The following is a 15,876-nucleotide window of genomic DNA, read 5'->3' on the forward strand; positions in this document are numbered from 1 at the left end:
AACCCAGAGGAGCACCCATGCAGATCACCGCTTCCGTCGTCTCGCTCAACGTGCCCGACCCGCGGGCCTCGGCCGACTTCCTGATCGAGCACCTCGGCTTCACCGAACAGATGGCCGCCGACGGATTCGTGTCCCTGCAACGGGCCGACGCCGGAATGAACGTCGTCTACCTGCGGACCGGTCTCGCCACGTTCAAGCCCGCGCGCATCGCGGGCAGCGCGGGCGAGGGCCTGCTCGTCGCCTTCGTGGTCGACGACATCGACCGGGAATACGACCGTTTGCGCGGCGAGGGCGTCCCGATCGAGACGCCCATCGAAACCGAGGAATGGGGCGAGCGCTACTTCCAGATGACCGACCCGAACGGCATCGTCATCCAGCTCGTGCAGTGGGTGTGATCAGTCGCGGCGCGCGACCCGCAGCGCCGCCAGGATCATCGGAATCTGCAACGGCAACCGGGCCAGCACCCCGGCCTTGACCGCACCGGAAGCCTTCGGATTACCGACCACGTCGACGGCCATCTGAACATTGGCGGGAAACACGCCGATGAACAGCGCCGCCGCCAGCCAGCCACCGGCCCGGCGGGTACGCGGCACCGCCAGCGCGGTCGCCACGCCCAATTCGGCGGCCCCGGACGCATAGGTGTAGGTCCGGGGCTTGCCGGGCAACTGCCGCGGGACGATGCCGTCGAACGGTTTCGGCGCGAGGAAATGCAGAACACCCATCACGAACAGCGGCACGCTGAGATAGGCGTAGGTGCGTCGACGGGGAGTTTCGGTAGCCACTCCACGAACTCTAGCCGCGCTGCGGCGGTCGGCCCAGACCCGCGGCGCCATCACTGATCGTCGGCGAGCAGCGCGGAGACCGTGGTGAACTGATACCCCTGCGCGCGCAGACCGTGCACGATCCCGGGCACCGCGGCCGCCGATTCGGTGCCGTGCATGACGTGCAGCAGCACGATCGAACCGGGACGGGTCCGGTCGAGGGTGTCGCCGACAATGGCATCGCGCCCGGCCCCACCCGCGGAATCGGGTTCCACATCCCAGGTCACCGTGGTCCGATCGTGCTCGGACAGGTAGTCCGGAAGCGCCCAGAGTTTCTTGCCGTAGGGCGGACGGAAAGTGATCGGCCCCTGATACCCGGTGCGCCGGATCTCGCTGTCGGTGCGCTCGATCTCCTCACGCACCGTGTCACCGGAGACCAGCACCATCCGGCGGTGGGTGTAGGTGTGATTGCCGATCTCGTGCCCCGCGGCCACGATCGCCGCACCGTATTCGGGATGCGCGGCCAGATCGCCACCCACCAGGTAGAACGTGGCGGGAACCCGCAATTCGGCCAGCATCCGCAACACCTCGGGCGTGCGCTCGGTCGGTCCGTCGTCGAAGGTGAGCGCGACGAGCTTCTCGTCGGTTTCCACCCGATCCACGAGCCGCCCCGCCAGCTGATAGGTCCGCGAGTTCATCAGTACATAAAGGCCACCGGCCACCCCCAGCACCACGACGAGCCCCACAGCCGCCCCGATCAACCACCTACGCACTGTTCCGCCTCTCCGCGACTCCTGGCCAGACTAGTGGCGGGGAGACTTGGGGAGGCGGCAAGCTTTGGGTGCGTAGTTGGGTTGGCCCGTACCCGGGGAGTTACCCATGTTCTCGCGAGTTGGTTGTTTACACGATTACCTGGGTGATGTCGCCTGGGTTCAGGTAGTCGAAGAAGCGGTGGGCGCCGTCTTCGGTCATGCGCACACAACCGTGGGATTGCGAGTCGACCGGGCCCACGTGAAATGCCATGTCGCCGTTGAAGAACGTGGCCCAGCGCATCGGCGCATTGTGCATGGTGCTCCAGTGGAATTCCCGCTTGAAGGAAATCCGGGTCACCGCGGGTGGGGTTTCGAAGCCGGGCATGCCGTGCGAGATCGGGGTCGGACCGAAAACCACTCGGCCGTTGTCCACCAGCCACGCCTCGTTCGTCGACAGCCGCATACAGGCCCTGGCTTCCACCACCGGGCACGGCGATGCGGTCGGGACCAGCGCGGGGACACCCGGAACATCGGGACCACCTGGGAAAAGAGGTTCGGCCGCCGCCGGAACCACCGTGCCGAGCCCGGCCACCGCCACCGCGGCCATTGCCGCGAATCGTGCCGCCAAACCGAAGATGCGCTTGCTCACAGTCCGATGCCTCTCTGTTCCGTACACACGAGATCAGGTGAAGCGACTAGCAGTACAGCCGGAGAACTACACGGATCATCGTGGACAACACCCCCGTTCGCCAAATCAACGCTCACATATTTGCCGAAAAGAAATACAGGGAATTCAGGAGTGGGCACGAACAAGGGGCGGCCGCACCGCGACCGCCCCTCGGAGAAACTCGGCTCAGAAGTTGATCATGTGCCCGGCCAGGCCGTGGATCGCTTCCTGCACCGCTTCGCTGAGCGTCGGGTGGGTGTGCACATTGCGCGCCACCTCGTTGACGGTGAGATCCCACTTCTGCGCCAGCGTCAGCTCGGGCAGCAGTTCGGAGGCGTCCGGGCCGATCAGATGTCCACCGAGGAGTTCGCCGTGGGTACCGTCGGCGATCAGCTTCACGAAACCGGTCGGGTCGCCCAAGCCGTGCGCCTTGCCGTTGGCCATGAACGGGAAGGTCGCGACCTGCACGTCGTACCCCTCGTCACGGGCCTGCTGCTCGGTGAGACCGAAGCTGGCCACCTGCGGCTGGCAGAAGGTGGCGCGCGGCATCATCCGGTAATCGCCCAGGGTCATGGTCTCGGCGCCGCCGATGGTCTCGGCCGCGACCACACCCTGCGCCTCGGCCACGTGGGCCAACTGCAGCTTGGCGGTGACGTCACCGATCGCGTAGATGTGGGGCACGTTCGTGCGCATGTAGTCATCGATCTCGATGGCGCCACGGTTGGTGAGCTCGACCCCGGTGGTCTCGAGGCCGTAACCCTGCACCCGGGGTGCGAAACCGACCGCTTGCAGCACCTTGTCGACGGTGACCGTCTCGATCTCACCGGACTTGTTGTCCTTGATCTGGACGGTGACCTTGTTGCCGTCGTCATCGATCGACTGCACGGCCGCACCGGTGGTGATGGTGATGCCGAGCTTCTTGTACTGCTTGGTGATCTCCTTGGAGACGTCGGCGTCCTCGTTGGGTAGCGCGCGGTCGAGGAATTCCACGATCCGCACGTCCACGCCGTAGTTCTTCAGGACGTAGGCGAACTCCATGCCGATCGCGCCCGCGCCGACGATGAGGATCGAGCCGGGCAGTTCGCGGGTGAGGATCTGCTCCTCATAGGTCACGACGTTGTCGGAGAGCTGGGTGCCGGGCAGCAGCTTGGTGGTGGTGCCGGTGGCGATGATGGCGTTGTCGAACGTGATCGTCTCCGCGCCACCCTTGGTGAGGGCGACATCGAGGGAGTTCGGGCCGGTGAAGGTGCCCAGACCGTCGAACTCGTCGATCTTGTTCTTCTTCATCAGGAAGTGCACGCCCTTGACGCGCCCGTCGGCCACCTTGCGGCTGCGGTCGTAGGCGGCCCCGAAGTCGAAGCTGACCTCACCGGAGATGCCGAAAGTCTTGGCCTCCTTGTGGAAGATATGGGCCAGCTCGGCGTTGCGCAGCAGTGCCTTGGACGGGATGCAGCCCACGTTCAGGCACACGCCACCCCAGTATTTCTGCTCGACAATCGCTGTTCGCAGGCCGAGTTGAGCGGCACGGATCGCGGCGACATATCCGCCGGGACCAGCGCCGAGAACGACGACATCGTAGTGGGAAGTCACGGCTTCGAGCCTAACTCTGTTTCGTGGAGTTCACCCACCCGTCCCCCACATCGGTGAGGTCACGCCACGGCTCGCTTCGCACGGACGTCCATCGACCGAGCGGTATCCTGGTGCGGTGACCCAGCCGGCCCCGGACGCAACCGGAATCGGCAGCCGGCTCGACGGCACGGTGTCCACCCACCTCGTTCGGTTGCTCCTGGCGGCCGCCCGGCAGGCGGGTGTGGCGGCCGGCGAACTGGCGCGCGTCCCGGGCACCGAAGCGCAGGTGCTGCGGGGTGAGCTGAACCGGATCCCGATGACTTCGCTGCTGCGGTTGTGGGAGCTGATCGCGCACACGCGACCGGGCGCGGGTGCCGCGGTGGCGGCGGCCGCACCGCTGGGCACCCTGAGCACCTGGGACTACCTGGTGACCACCGGTGCGACCCTGACCGATTCGCTGCGGGCCGCCCAGCCCTATCACCGCCTGATCACCGCCGCGGCCGAAGGCTTCGACCTGTCCGGCGACGGCGATCTCACGATCGGCTACCGCACCACCGCCGGCGACCCGGCCGTGGCCGCGGCCGTCAACGAGTACGTACTGGCCTACTACCTGCGCCGCGCCCGTGAAGCCACCGGCCGCCCGATCACCCCCGTCCGGGTGAGTTTCGGCCACCCGGCACCGGACAACCATCGCGACCTGATCACCGTCTTCGGTACCGCCGACATCGAATTCGACGCCGAGTCCGACTCGATCACCTTCCACGCCGACGACGCCACCACCCCGCTCCCGCGCGCCGACCCGATGCTGGCCGAGTTGCTGCGCAGCCACGCCGACCTCGTCCTGGCTTCCTCGCGCACCGTCGCCGACCCACTCGAACCCTTCCGCATCGCCCTGGCCACCGCGCTCGACGCGGCCGACCCGGCGCTGCCCCGGGTGGCCGCCGCGCTCGCGATGAGCCCGCGCACCCTGCAACGCCACCTGGCCGAACACGGCACCACCTGGCGCGACGAACTGGACTCGTTGCGCCAGGAACGCGCGAAAGCCCTACAGGCCCAGGGGTTCACCCAGCGGGCCGTCGCCGATCTTCTGGCCTTCACCGACGACCGCGCGCTGCGAAAAGCCCTCCACCGCTGGGCCGCTCCGTCCGCCGGCTGAAGGCCCGTCGGTCTGCACCACCGGGTTTCGATCTCGCCGCCGCGTTCCGACCGTTCTCGGCGCGTCAGGACCGGTCCGTGGCGTGCGCGGACCTGGGCGGGGCCGAGCGCGCGCCATAACGTGGTCATCACTCCATGAACACCGTTCGACCTCGGAAGAAGGCCCGTCATGACCACCGTCGCGCTGCCCACCCACACCCGTGAGATCCACCTTGCCGCCCGGCCGAACGGCGCTCCGGTGGCCACCGACTTCGCCTTGGTGGAGCGGGAACTGCCCGAACTCACCGACGGCCAGATCCTGGTTCGCAACACCTGGATGTCGGTGGATCCGTACATGCGGGGCCGGATGGACGACAAGCCCTCCTACATTCCGCCGTTCGAACTCGGCGCCGCATTGGAGGGGTCGGCGCTGGGCGAGGTGATCGCCTCGCGGTCGGCCGATATCGCGGTCGGCACCACGGTCTCGCATTTCGCGGGCTGGCGCGAACACGCGGTGCTCGACGCCGCGACCGCCACCCCGGTCGACCTGGAACTGGCTGCCCCACAGCACTACCTGGGCGCCCTGGGCACCACCGGTCTCACCGCGTACGCCGCGCTCACCGAGGTGGCCCGGGTCGAACCCGGTGACACCGTGTTCGTCTCGGCCGCCGCCGGGGCGGTGGGCAGCGTCGCGGGCCAGCTCGCGAAAGCGCTCGGGGCCAAGCGGGTCATCGGCTCGGCGGGTGGACCGGTGAAGACCCGAAAACTGCTCGAGGAGTTCGGTTTCGACGCGGCCATCGATTACCGCGCGGGCGATCTGGCCGGTCAGCTCACCGCGGCGGCACCCGACGGTGTCGACGTGTACCTCGACAACGTCGGCGGCGAACACCTGAAGGTGGCGATCGAAGCACTCAACCAGCACGGACGGATCGCACTGGTGGGCGCCATCAGCGGCTACAACGGCACCACCTCCGAGCACACCCCCGACCTCTACCTGGCCACAACCAAGGAGGCCACCCTCCGCGGCATGCTGGTGACCAGCCACCTCCCCCGCTTCGCCGAATACATCCCCAAAGCCGCCGCCTGGATCGCCGACGGCACCCTACGCACCACCGAAACCGTCTACGAATCCCTCGACCAAGCCCCCGCCGCCTTCCTCGGCGTCCTCACCGGCGCCAACACCGGCAAAATGCTCGTCCGCCTCCCCTGAAACACCGCACATCAAGATCAGGCTCTGGGGCCGTCCAGGTTCAGCCGCGCCAGACCTGGGCGGCGGCGCGGGCGAAGTTGGCGCCGAAGATGGCGGCTCGTTCGGTGGGGGTGAAGCCGCGGTCGGTGAGGTGGGTGTCGAGGCCGGGAATGTCGGAATCGCCGAGGAGGTCTTCGGGTGGGGTCCAGTGCAGGGGGCCCCACGCGGTGTACGCCGCGGAGAAGGCGGCGGGGTTCTCGTGGATCTCCGCGTTGAACTGCGGGCCGTCGAACGAGTAGTCCGAGCCCACGCCGATGTGGTCGATACCGACCAGGTCGACGCCGTAGCGGATGTGGTCGGCCATGGCCGCCACCCGCTCGGCGCGGGCCTGGGGTGCGTTGTGGCCGAGGAAGATCCCGACGCCGTTGATGCCGATCACACCGCCGGTCGCGGCGCAGGCGCGGGCCTGTTCGTCGGTGATGTTGCGCGGATGCGACCACAGCCCGGCGAAGTTCGAGTGGCTGTAGATCATCGGAACGTCGGTGTGGGTGGCCAGGTCCAGGCCGGTGCGGCGTGAGCAGTGCGAACCGTCGACGAACATGCCGACCTCGTTGAGCTTGCGCACCAAGTCTTTTCCGTACGCGGTGAGCCCGGTGTCGACGGTGTCCAGACAGCCGCAACCCGCCGCGTTGGCGTGGTTGTAGGTGGGCAGCAGCGAGCGCACGCCCAGGTCGTAGAACAGTTCGACATTGTCGAGATCGCCTTCGAGCGGGGCGGAGTCCTCGAGGTCGAAGGCCACCGAGATCACCTCGGGTGCGCCGATATCGCTCGCCACGTCGACCAGCCGGAAACGCGGATCCGCCGCCGCCTGGTCACGGAAGGAGTGCAGCAAGGCGAGCGAGTCGGCACGTGTCTCCCCCGAGTACCCGACGTTCACCGACACATACGACCCGAGCGGGTAGCGCGCCAGCTCCGCGATGCGTGCGGTGGGCCGCAACGGCAGACAGCAGTGCTGTTCCCAGAGAAATGGCCGCACGGTTACCTCCGGTTCGGGATCGGTCACGTCAACCCTACTTTTCGCAACCGGGCCGGAACCGTAGCGAGGTTAACGCGATGCCGGATTCGCTCGATTATCAAGTACTGCATCTTCGGCTCTAAGGCGGTGCGACATGCGTCGCGTCCTTGTACTTCTCGCCTCCCTCCTGGTCTGCGTCGGCCTGTCGACGCTGCCCGCTGCCGCTACCCCGTCCTATTGCGGCCTGGTCTGGGGCTCGGTGGAAAAATCGTCCGCGGACAACACGCGGGGCACGGTGTCCGACGTGCGCGCGGGCAGGCACCAGTGCTTCGATCGGCTCGTCGTCGACATCGCCGGTCCGGTCACCGGATACTGGGTCGCCTACACCGACCGGGTCACCCAGGACGGCTCCGGCGCCCCCGTCCCGCTGCGCGGCGGAGCGTTCCTGCGCGTGACGGTCAACGCGCCCGCCTACGACCACGCGGGCAACAGCACCTACAACCCGGCCCAGCGCACCGAACTCGTCGACGTCACCGGCTATCAGACCTTCCGGCAAGCCGCCTGGGCCGGTTCGTTCGAAGGGCAGTCCGGTCTCGGCCTGGGCGTGCGCGCCCGCCTGCCGTTCCGGGTGTTCACTCTCGACGGGCCGGGAACCGGCTCGCGGGTGGTCGTCGACGTCGCGCACTACTGGTGACCCGGATCGGTATTCATCCCCACATCGGGCAACAATGTGGGGATGAGCGGCGTTGAGCAGAAAGTGACCGATCCCTATCTCTGGCTCGAAGACGTAACCGACGAGGGCGCGCTGGACTGGGCGCGCGCCCGCAACGAGGTGGTGGGGCGGCGGTTCACCGAGACCGACCGGTTCGCCGAATTGGAGCGTCGCATCCTCGCGATGCTCGACGACGACACCAAGATCGCCTTCCCCGGCCGGCGCGGACCCTGGCTCTACAACTTCTGGCGCGACGCCCAGCACCCGCGCGGGCTCTGGCGGCGCACGACCTTCGACTCATACGCCACCGACGAACCCGAGTGGGACGTGCTGATCGACGTCGACGCGCTGGCCGAGGCCGACGGGGAGAACTGGGTGTGGGCGGGCGCCACCGTGCTGCGGCCCTCGCAGGAGCGCGCGTTCATCCGGCTCTCACGCGGCGGTGCCGACGCGAAGGTGCAGCGCGAATTCGACCTGACCACCAGGGAATTCATCGCACCCGAAGACGGTGGCTTCTACCTGCCGGAAGCCAAGTCGCAACTGTCCTGGATCGATGTCGACACCGTGTATGTGGGCACGGACTTCGGGCCGGGGTCGCTCACCGACTCCGGGTACCCCCGGGTGGCCAAGCGCTGGCGGCGTGGCACCGCGCTCGCCGAGGCCGAGACGGTGTTCGAGGGCAAGCCCGGCGATGTGTCGATCAGCGTCGGTTACGACCGGCATCCCGGTTATGAACGCCACTTCGCGGGGCGAGCGACGGACTTCTTCAACGAGGAGGTCCACCTGCTCGATGCCGAGGGCACGTGGCAGTTGCTCGACACCCCCACCGACGCCGATGTCAGCTGGTACCGCGACTGGCTGCTGGTACGGCCGAAGACCGCGTGGACCGTCGGCGCCGACACCTACGCGCCCGGCAGCCTGCTGGTGACCGACCTGCCCGGGTTCCTCTCCGGTGCGCGTGAGTTCGAGGTCCTGTTCACCCCCGATGCGCACACCTCACTGGACGGCTGGGGATGGACCGAGAACCACCTGATCCTGAGCACGCTGCGCGACGTGCAGACCGGTCTGCGCGTGCTCACACCCGGCCCGGACGGCTGGTCAGACAGCGAACTCACCGATTCACCGGCCATGTCGTCCACCTCGGTGACCAATCTCGACCCGCTGGAAGGTGGTGACGAGTTCATGCTCACCACCACCGGGTTCACCACGCCGACCACGCTGCTCAGCAGCGCGATCGGCACCTCCGCCACGGTTCTGAAGCAGGCCCCCGCCTACTACGACGCCACCGGCATCGACACCGAGCAGTTCTTCGCCACCTCCGACGACGGCACCGCCGTGCCCTACTTCGTGATCCGCCATCGTGACCGCCGTGGCACGCCGGGCCCGACGATCATGAACGGCTACGGTGGCTTCGAGATCTCCAAGACCCCCGGGTACATGGGCGGGGCGGGGATGGCCTGGCTCGAACGTGGCGGCACCTACGTGGTGACCAATATTCGTGGCGGCGGTGAGTACGGGCCGCAATGGCACACGGCGGCACTGAAGGAACACCGCCACCGCGCCTTCGAGGACTTCGCCGCCATCGCCCGCGACCTGGTGACGCGCGGTGTCACCACACCGGAGCAGCTCGGCGCGGTCGGCGGCAGCAACGGTGGTCTGCTGATGGGCGTGATGCTCACCCGCTACCCGGAACTGTTCGGCGCCATCGTCTGCCAGGTGCCACTGCTGGACATGCGGCGCTATCACCTGCTGCTCGCCGGTGCCTCCTGGATCGCCGAATACGGTGACCCGGACAAGCCGGAGGAATGGGCCTACCTCAGCGAGTACTCGCCGTACCAGAACACCGACCCCGACCGGCCGTACCCGCCGATCCTGCTGGCCACCTCCACCCGCGACGACCGGGTGCACCCCGGCCACGCGCGAAAGATGGCGGCACTGCTGGAATCTCAGGACCGCACCGTCTGGTACTACGAGAACATCGAGGGCGGACACGGCGGCGCGGCCGACAACAAGCAGTCGGCGTACCTGGCGGCGCTGGTCTACGAGTTCTTCACCCAGATGCTGTTCGAAGAGCCGCGCACCGCCTGATCAGCGGTCCCGCAACCACTTCTCCACCGTGTCGACGGTGGAGACCGGGTTGGTGATCCAGCCGTTGTGTCCCAACGGCTCCGGCTGGAACCACCGGGTGATCTGCGCGGCGGGCAGTTTGCTCAGCAGGTGGTCGGCGGCGGTCTGGGGAGCCAGGTCGTCGTCGGCCATCGTGATCGACAGCACGGGGAACTTCAGCCGTGACATGCGTTCCTCGTAGTCGATGTCGGCGCCCACGGGCACGAAGCGGCCGGTGCGGGCCAACCGCGCCCAGTCCGACATCAGCACCTTCGACTGCCGGCCGTAGGCGCGTTTGCCGAGCAGGTCACCGGGCCAGAAGCCGGCCAGGTTCGAGGCCACCGCCACCGCCGCCGTGCCGACCAGCATGCCCGGGGCGAGCACGCCGCGATAACCGCGGAAATAGGGCGTGCCCGAGGCGATCAGGATCAGCCCGGCCAGGCGACCGCGCACCCGGGCCGCGTACATCGTGGCGAGCTGGCCGCCCATGCTGTGCCCCAACAGGTACGGCGTGCTGCTGGGAAACCGGTCGCGCACCACCTGGAGCATCGCCGGGAAGTCCACCGACGCCAATTCGTGGTAGCCGTAGGTGCTTTCACCGCCGGGGCGGTGGGTGCTCTCGCCCTGACCGCGTAATTCGCCGATGGCCACGTCGAATCCGCGCGCGGCCAGCTGCTGGGCGAAGTACTCGTAGAACTCCCCCGGGACCGCGAGGCCGGGCACGATCACCACCACCGGGCGTGGATTGTCCGGGGTCACCGGATGCCGATGCGGGCCGCGCGCGGGGATCAGCCGCACCGGCAGTGTCGTACCGTCGGGCACCTGGATCGGGACGGTCTCGACCCGGGGCATCAGGCCCCTACCGCGCCCAGGATCACCCGGGTCAGCACCTGGATCACGTCGTCGAGCGGTGGCCGCGGGTCGGCGCCGCTCCAGCCGTCGACCACGTAGTTCACCGCGCCGATGATCGCGAGCACCCGCAGTTCGTAGTCGCCGGAGGGGATCTCGCCGTGCATGGCCGCGTCCTCGGCGGCGCCGGCCAGCAGCGCACCCCACACCCGGCGTAGCTCGAGGCGGAACTTCTCCACCTTGGGTCCGGCGCCCACGACCTCGACCAGGGCCACCCGGGCTCGGCGCGGATCGGAGCCGATCGTCTCCACGTAGGCGCGGACCGCGGCATCGATCTGCTCCACGGCGGGGGCGTCGGTCTTGGCTTCCAGGGCTGTCGCGACCGCTTCACGCGATTGCCGGTCGATCTGCTCGTACAACTCGAGTAGCAACGACTCCCGGCCGGTGAACTCCTCGTAGAACTGCCGAGAAGACAACCCGGCGTCCTTACAGATGGCACCGACCGAACTGTTGGCGTACCCGTCGCGCGCGAAGACCGTCAGGCCTGACTCCAGAAAACGCGCACGCCGCTGGCGTTGCCGGTCCTCTACGGGCTGCCCGGCATACATTCGTCCCGTATTCGCATCCTGTGACATTGGCGCTGACAATACCGAAGGGCCCGATCCCCTCGTCATGGATCGGGCCCAACGGCCGCCCCACCGGCTTACCGCGCGTTAGCCGGAAGTTGGCTGAAGTCTGCTCAGTTGCCGGAGGCCTGGGCCGAACCGGAGCTCGCCGAGGTGGAGAGCAGGCTCATCAGCAACGCGAGGATGCCGCCGTCGCCACTGCTGCCGCTGCTGTTTTCGGTGATGTTGTAAAGCATGATGCACTCCAAATTGCTGCTCGTGACGTTGCCGTCACCGGCTATTTGCCGTCTCGGACGATACCGAAGCCGAATGTGAACATGGAGTGTTTTAAAGGAATTTCTGGAACTTTATTTGTCAACCGTCACAAGCCCCGCCGGCCACGGCCGCACCGAAAGATCCGACCACAGCCGGAGGGCGGACGACTTATCGGTGCCTATGCTGAGCGTGACCGTAAGTCACGCGAACCGGAGGCACCGTTGCCGAACAACCTCGAAGCCAGTATCGACATCGCCGCATCGCCGGAAAAAGTGTGGTCGATCATCGCCGACCTGAACCGGATGTCGGAGTTCAGCCCGACGACCGTGAAGATGGTCGCACTGGGCGGGATTCGCGAGGGCGCGCGCACCGTCAACCTCAACAAGGACGGCTGGAGGATCTGGCCGACCACCTCCCGCATCGTGCGCCTGGTACCCAACACCGCGCTGGCGTTCCGGATGAACGAGAACCGCACCGTGTGGAGCTACGAGCTCGCACCGACCGCCGCGGGCACCCGCGTGGTCGAACGCCGCACCCTCGGCCCCAAGGGCCTGCCCGGCTGGATGGGCCCGGTGGTCAAGGTCTCCGGCGGCGAGCAGAAGTTCGAAGCCGACCTGGTGGCCGGCATGCACGAAACGCTGCGCAAGATCAAAGCGGCCGCGGAGAGCTGAGCCCGCCGGATCCGGGCGAGCCCGATCGGCGATCAGGTCGAGCCGATGAAATCGCGCAGGACCGAGACGAATTCATCGGCCTGCTCCACCTGCGGTGAGTGCCCCGCGTGTTCGACCAGGTGGGTGCGGGCACCGGCCGCGGCGAAACGTTCGAGGGTGGCGGTGGCGTCGTAGAGGTGGTCGTGGCGGCCGTGCACCGCCAGCACCGGCACATCCAGGGCCGCGGCGCGGGCGTCGAGCGGGTCGGCGGCGAAGGCGTCACCCCGCGCACCGACGGCGTAGACCAGCCCGGCGGGGACGGCCGCGCGGAAATCGCGCACCATCGCCTCGGCCAGGCCCGGCGCGGACTCATAGCGGAAGCGCGGCGCGAACACGGTGCGATGAGCCAGCCGGATCACCACACCCGGCGCCCAGCGCTGCACCAGGCGCACCGTCCAGGGCCGCACCACCCACCGCGCGAATCCCGGAATACTCGCGGCCGCGTAGTCGGGCGCCTGGCCCACCACCACCACGCGGGCCACCCGGCGTGAGATCGCCGCCAGCTCCAGCGCGATCTCGGCGCCGAACGAGTGACCGACCACCGTCACCTCGGACAGGTCGAGCTCGCCGAGCAGAACCACGAGCGGCGCGGCCCGGGCGGCCGCGGCGAAGTCGCCGGTCTCGGCGCCGTGTTCGCGCACGTCCACCCGGATCACACGTGAGTCGCCCGACATTCGTTCGGCGACAGCGGCGAACCAATCGACCGAGCCGGGAATGCCGTGCACGAACACGATCGGCGGGGCGCCACGGGGACCTTCGTCGACGAAGAGCACACCCGCCAGGGTATCGGTGAACCACACCATTACTGTGTCGATGTTGTGTCCAGGCCGGTCGGAACCAGGATTCGCCGTTGTCCGATCCTGGACTGCAGTGGCAATATCGGCTCGGTTCGCATACGCTTCGCCGCGGATGAAAACGCCTCTTGGAGGGACGATTGATCACTCCGAACAGGCCGGAGGACGCAGCCGGAGCACGGCATCCGGTGCCGTTGACCCAACTGATACACCTGATGGCGGAGTATCAGTACCTCGGCGCGCACCGTGACACCTTTCTCGCCACCCCCGCCGACGACACCTTCGTGCGCGGCTGCGGCATCGTCGCAGGCAGCGTCGCCGTCATCGGGGTGATCTGCGCCGCCGTCGGCGCCTGGCCCGGCGCGGTCGCGCTGCTCAGCATCGCGGCGGTACCCGTGCTGCTCGCCGTGCGCCGTGGCCTGATCAACCGGCGCAACCGCGCCGCCCGCATCGACCTGTTCGAACACGGGATCACCGTCTACCGATCGGGCCAGCGCGTCGCCGGATTCCGCTGGGACAGCACCGAAGTCCGGCAGCAGACGATCCCCTTCCACGACACCGTCCCGGTCACCTACCGACTGGAACTGTCGACCCCCGGCAGCGCCGAAACCACCATCGACGAAGAAGGTTTCGCCCGCGCCCGCGAATGGGCGCGCGCCATCCAATCCGCGATCACCGCCATCCGCCTGCCCGCCGCCGCGGCCGCCATCGACAACGGCGAAACCGTCGCCTTCGGCACCGTCACCCTGTCGCTGGACGCCCTCACCTTCCGGGACCAGACCTACGCCTGGGAAGACATCCAGCTCATCGACGCCCGCAGCGGCCACATCCGCATCAAGGTCGCCGGCATGTGGCTGTCACTGGCCCCCGTCAGCACCATCCCCAACTTCTACGTCTTCAACGAACTGGCAGAACGGTTGCGCTTGACCCCGGTCGGCTAGGCCCACCACGGCGATTCAGGCATCGGAGCCGCCAGGCCCGCGGGCACCAGTCGGTGTCGAGCGGCTCAGCTCGGACCCGGACATGCCGAAGGCCGGCCCACCGTGTGGTGGGCCGGCCTTCGTGACTTGCGGTGGCGCAGCTGGTCCCTAGGGGATCAGAAGTCCATGCCGCCCATGCCACCGGTCGGGTCGCCCGCGGGGGCGGCCTTCTCCGGCTTGTCGGCGACGACTGCCTCGGTGGTGAGGAACAGGGCCGCGATGGAGGCCGCGTTCTGCAGCGCCGAGCGGGTGACCTTGACCGGGTCGGCAACGCCGGCGGCCAGCAGGTCCTCGTACTCGCCGGAGTCGGCGTTCAGGCCCGAACCCGCAGGCAGGTTGGAGACCTTCTCGGCGACCACGCCGGGCTCGAGGCCGGCGTTGAAGGCGATCTGCTTCAGCGGAGCCGACAGCGCGACACGCACGATGTTGGCACCGGTGGCTTCGTCACCGGTCAGCTTCAGGTCGTCCAGGGCGGGCGCCGACTGCAGCAGGGCCACGCCACCACCGGCGACGATGCCCTCTTCGACGGCGGCCTTGGCGTTGCGCACGGCATCTTCGATGCGGTGCTTGCGCTCCTTGAGCTCGACCTCGGTGGCGGCACCGGCCTTGATCACCGCGACACCGCCGGCCAGCTTGGCCAGACGCTCCTGCAGCTTCTCACGGTCGTAGTCCGAGTCCGAGTTCTCGATCTCGGAACGGATCTGCGCCACGCGGCCCTTGATGGCCTCCGCGTCGCCCGAGCCCTCGACGATGGTGGTCTCGTCCTTGGTGACGACCACCTTGCGGGCCTGGCCGAGCAGCTCGATGCCTGCGGTCTCCAGGGAGAGGCCGACCTCTTCGCTGACGACCTCGCCACCGGTGAGGATGGCGATGTCGGCGAGCTGCGCCTTGCGACGGTCACCGAAGCCGGGCGCCTTGACGGCGACGGACTTGAAGGTGCCGCGGATCTTGTTCACGACCAGGGTCGACAGGGCTTCGCCCTCGACGTCCTCGGCGATGATCAGCAGCGGCTTGCCGGCCTGGATGACCTTCTCCAGCAGCGGCAGCAGGTCCTTCACGGTCGAGATCTTCGACGACACCAGCAGGATGTAGGGGTCCTCGAGGACCGCTTCCTGACGCTCGGGGTCGGTGACGAAGTAACCGGAGATGTAGCCCTTGTCGAAGCGCATACCCTCGGTGAGTTCCAGCGACAGCCCGAAGGTCTGCGCCTCCTCGACGGTGATGACGCCTTCCTTGCCGACCTTGTCCATCGCCTCGGCGATGAGCTGGCCGATGGCCGGGTCACCAGCGGAGATACCCGCGGTGGCGGCGATCTGCTCCTTGGTGTCGATCTCCTTGGCGGAGTCGAGCAGGCGAGCGGTGACGGCCTCGACGGCCTTCTCGATGCCGCGCTTGAGACCCAGCGGGTTCGCGCCGGCCGCGACGTTGCGCAGACCTTCACGAACGAGCGCCTGGGCGAGGACCGTAGCGGTGGTCGTACCGTCGCCGGCGACGTCGTCGGTCTTCTTGGCGACTTCCTTGACCAGCTCGGCGCCGATCTTCTCGTACGGGTCCTCGAGGTCGATCTCCTTGGCGATGGAAACACCATCGTTGGTGATCGTGGGGGCGCCCCACTTCTTCTCGAGCACGACGTTGCGACCCTTCGGGCCCAGCGTCACCTTGACAGCGTCGGCGAGGGCGTTCAGACCCCGCTCGAGACCGCGACGGGCCTCTTCGTCGTACGCAATTGTCTTGGCCATTGCGTTGAGATCCTCCAC

17 protein-coding genes are annotated in these 15,876 nt (G+C 67.8%); 7 read left to right on the plus strand and 10 right to left on the minus strand.

The features are described 5' to 3' along the window. Nucleotides 1–17 precede the first annotated feature (17 nt). Nucleotides 18–395, plus strand: coding sequence for a VOC family protein (locus tag ACFO5K_RS17605; protein WP_378563387.1), 378 nt, complete (start codon nucleotides 18–20; stop codon nucleotides 393–395). On the opposite strand, the gene ACFO5K_RS17610 is transcribed toward ACFO5K_RS17605, so the two are convergent. The 4 genes from ACFO5K_RS17610 to lpdA form a co-directional block, all read right to left on the minus strand. Next, nucleotides 396–722 carry a DoxX family protein gene (locus ACFO5K_RS17610; RefSeq protein ID WP_378563937.1) on the minus strand — a complete coding sequence of 109 codons (327 nt, stop codon included), beginning with the start codon at nucleotides 720–722 and terminating at the stop codon, nucleotides 396–398. It abuts the gene before it with no gap. A 110-nt stretch (nucleotides 723–832) separates the two neighbouring features. Next, complete coding sequence (locus ACFO5K_RS17615) at nucleotides 833–1,534, minus strand: polysaccharide deacetylase family protein (protein WP_378563390.1); 702 nt, start codon at nucleotides 1,532–1,534, stop codon at nucleotides 833–835. Nucleotides 1,535–1,661: 127 nt separating this feature from the next. Beyond that, nucleotides 1,662–2,162 (minus strand): L,D-transpeptidase, encoded by a 501-nt coding sequence (locus tag ACFO5K_RS17620; protein ID WP_378563393.1) that lies wholly within the window; start codon nucleotides 2,160–2,162, stop codon nucleotides 1,662–1,664. 204 nt (nucleotides 2,163–2,366) lie between these two features. Further along, nucleotides 2,367–3,770 carry a dihydrolipoyl dehydrogenase gene (gene lpdA, locus ACFO5K_RS17625; RefSeq protein WP_378563396.1) on the minus strand — a complete coding sequence of 468 codons (1,404 nt, stop codon included), beginning with the start codon at nucleotides 3,768–3,770 and terminating at the stop codon, nucleotides 2,367–2,369. A gap of 115 nt (nucleotides 3,771–3,885) precedes the next feature. Between lpdA and ACFO5K_RS17630 the strand changes: the two genes are divergently transcribed. Then, the gene (locus tag ACFO5K_RS17630; protein WP_378563399.1) at nucleotides 3,886–4,905 is read left to right on the plus strand and encodes an AraC family transcriptional regulator; all 1,020 of its coding nucleotides are present in this window, start codon (nucleotides 3,886–3,888) and stop codon (nucleotides 4,903–4,905) included. A gap of 168 nt (nucleotides 4,906–5,073) precedes the next feature. After that, entirely contained in the window at nucleotides 5,074–6,093 is a 1,020-nt protein-coding gene (locus ACFO5K_RS17635; protein ID WP_378563402.1) for an NADP-dependent oxidoreductase, read from the plus strand. Between the two features lie 40 nt (nucleotides 6,094–6,133). Here ACFO5K_RS17635 and ACFO5K_RS17640 read toward each other — a convergent pair whose 3' ends face one another. Further along, entirely contained in the window at nucleotides 6,134–7,135 is a 1,002-nt protein-coding gene (locus ACFO5K_RS17640) for a dipeptidase (RefSeq protein ID WP_378563405.1), read from the minus strand. A gap of 106 nt (nucleotides 7,136–7,241) precedes the next feature. Between ACFO5K_RS17640 and ACFO5K_RS17645 the strand changes: the two genes are divergently transcribed. Together ACFO5K_RS17645 and ACFO5K_RS17650 are read left to right on the plus strand one after the other, a co-directional pair. Continuing rightward, nucleotides 7,242–7,781, plus strand: a complete 540-nt coding sequence (locus ACFO5K_RS17645; RefSeq protein WP_378563408.1) for an AMIN-like domain-containing (lipo)protein — start codon at nucleotides 7,242–7,244, stop codon at nucleotides 7,779–7,781. A 42-nt stretch (nucleotides 7,782–7,823) separates the two neighbouring features. Continuing rightward, a complete protein-coding gene (locus ACFO5K_RS17650) occupies nucleotides 7,824–9,887 on the plus strand; it encodes a prolyl oligopeptidase family serine peptidase (RefSeq protein WP_378563411.1) in 2,064 nt (687 codons plus the stop codon). Here the strand turns inward: ACFO5K_RS17650 and ACFO5K_RS17655 are convergent, their stop codons facing one another. The 3 genes from ACFO5K_RS17655 to ACFO5K_RS17665 all read right to left on the minus strand — a co-directional run bounded on the left by ACFO5K_RS17655 (nucleotide 9,888) and on the right by ACFO5K_RS17665 (nucleotide 11,616). Further along, nucleotides 9,888–10,757, minus strand: coding sequence for an alpha/beta hydrolase family protein (locus tag ACFO5K_RS17655; protein WP_378563414.1), 870 nt, complete (start codon nucleotides 10,755–10,757; stop codon nucleotides 9,888–9,890). Then, nucleotides 10,757–11,428, minus strand: coding sequence for a TetR/AcrR family transcriptional regulator (locus tag ACFO5K_RS17660; protein ID WP_378563417.1), 672 nt, complete (start codon nucleotides 11,426–11,428; stop codon nucleotides 10,757–10,759). The genes ACFO5K_RS17655 and ACFO5K_RS17660 overlap by 1 nt, the downstream gene beginning before the upstream one ends. A 65-nt stretch (nucleotides 11,429–11,493) precedes the next feature. After that, nucleotides 11,494–11,616 carry a hypothetical protein gene (locus ACFO5K_RS17665; protein WP_378563420.1) on the minus strand — a complete coding sequence of 41 codons (123 nt, stop codon included), beginning with the start codon at nucleotides 11,614–11,616 and terminating at the stop codon, nucleotides 11,494–11,496. A 240-nt stretch (nucleotides 11,617–11,856) separates the two neighbouring features. On the opposite strand from ACFO5K_RS17665, the gene ACFO5K_RS17670 reads away from it, so the two are divergent. Next, the gene (locus ACFO5K_RS17670; RefSeq protein ID WP_378563423.1) at nucleotides 11,857–12,306 is read left to right on the plus strand and encodes an SRPBCC family protein; all 450 of its coding nucleotides are present in this window, start codon (nucleotides 11,857–11,859) and stop codon (nucleotides 12,304–12,306) included. A 32-nt stretch (nucleotides 12,307–12,338) separates the two neighbouring features. Here ACFO5K_RS17670 and ACFO5K_RS17675 read toward each other — a convergent pair whose 3' ends face one another. After that, nucleotides 12,339–13,145, minus strand: a complete 807-nt coding sequence (locus tag ACFO5K_RS17675; RefSeq protein ID WP_378563426.1) for an alpha/beta fold hydrolase — start codon at nucleotides 13,143–13,145, stop codon at nucleotides 12,339–12,341. A 209-nt stretch (nucleotides 13,146–13,354) separates the two neighbouring features. On the opposite strand from ACFO5K_RS17675, the gene ACFO5K_RS17680 reads away from it, so the two are divergent. Beyond that, entirely contained in the window at nucleotides 13,355–14,080 is a 726-nt protein-coding gene (locus ACFO5K_RS17680) for a DUF6585 family protein (RefSeq protein WP_378563429.1), read from the plus strand. Nucleotides 14,081–14,235: 155 nt separating this feature from the next. Here ACFO5K_RS17680 and groL read toward each other — a convergent pair whose 3' ends face one another. Then, complete coding sequence (gene groL / locus ACFO5K_RS17685) at nucleotides 14,236–15,858, minus strand: chaperonin GroEL (RefSeq protein ID WP_378563432.1); 1,623 nt, start codon at nucleotides 15,856–15,858, stop codon at nucleotides 14,236–14,238. Nucleotides 15,859–15,876: the final 18 nt, after the last annotated feature.

It is taken from the genome of Nocardia halotolerans (assembly GCF_042650145.1).
GTDB classification, from domain to species: Bacteria; Actinomycetota; Actinomycetes; order Mycobacteriales; family Mycobacteriaceae; genus Nocardia; species Nocardia halotolerans.

Coding starts and splice junctions, on each gene's coding strand:
- ACFO5K_RS17605 (WP_378563387.1), top strand. CDS start 18: ATGCAGATCACCGCTTCCGTCGTCTCGCTCAACGTGCCCGACCCGCGG.
- ACFO5K_RS17610 (WP_378563937.1), bottom strand. CDS start 722: ATGGGTGTTCTGCATTTCCTCGCGCCGAAACCGTTCGACGGCATCGTC.
- ACFO5K_RS17635 (WP_378563402.1), top strand. CDS start 5,074: ATGACCACCGTCGCGCTGCCCACCCACACCCGTGAGATCCACCTTGCC.
- ACFO5K_RS17645 (WP_378563408.1), top strand. CDS start 7,242: ATGCGTCGCGTCCTTGTACTTCTCGCCTCCCTCCTGGTCTGCGTCGGC.
- ACFO5K_RS17650 (WP_378563411.1), top strand. CDS start 7,824: ATGAGCGGCGTTGAGCAGAAAGTGACCGATCCCTATCTCTGGCTCGAA.
- ACFO5K_RS17655 (WP_378563414.1), bottom strand. CDS start 10,757: ATGCCCCGGGTCGAGACCGTCCCGATCCAGGTGCCCGACGGTACGACA.
- ACFO5K_RS17660 (WP_378563417.1), bottom strand. CDS start 11,428: ATGACGAGGGGATCGGGCCCTTCGGTATTGTCAGCGCCAATGTCACAG.
- ACFO5K_RS17665 (WP_378563420.1), bottom strand. CDS start 11,616: ATGCTTTACAACATCACCGAAAACAGCAGCGGCAGCAGTGGCGACGGC.
- ACFO5K_RS17680 (WP_378563429.1), top strand. CDS start 13,355: ATGGCGGAGTATCAGTACCTCGGCGCGCACCGTGACACCTTTCTCGCC.
- groL (WP_378563432.1), bottom strand. CDS start 15,858: ATGGCCAAGACAATTGCGTACGACGAAGAGGCCCGTCGCGGTCTCGAG.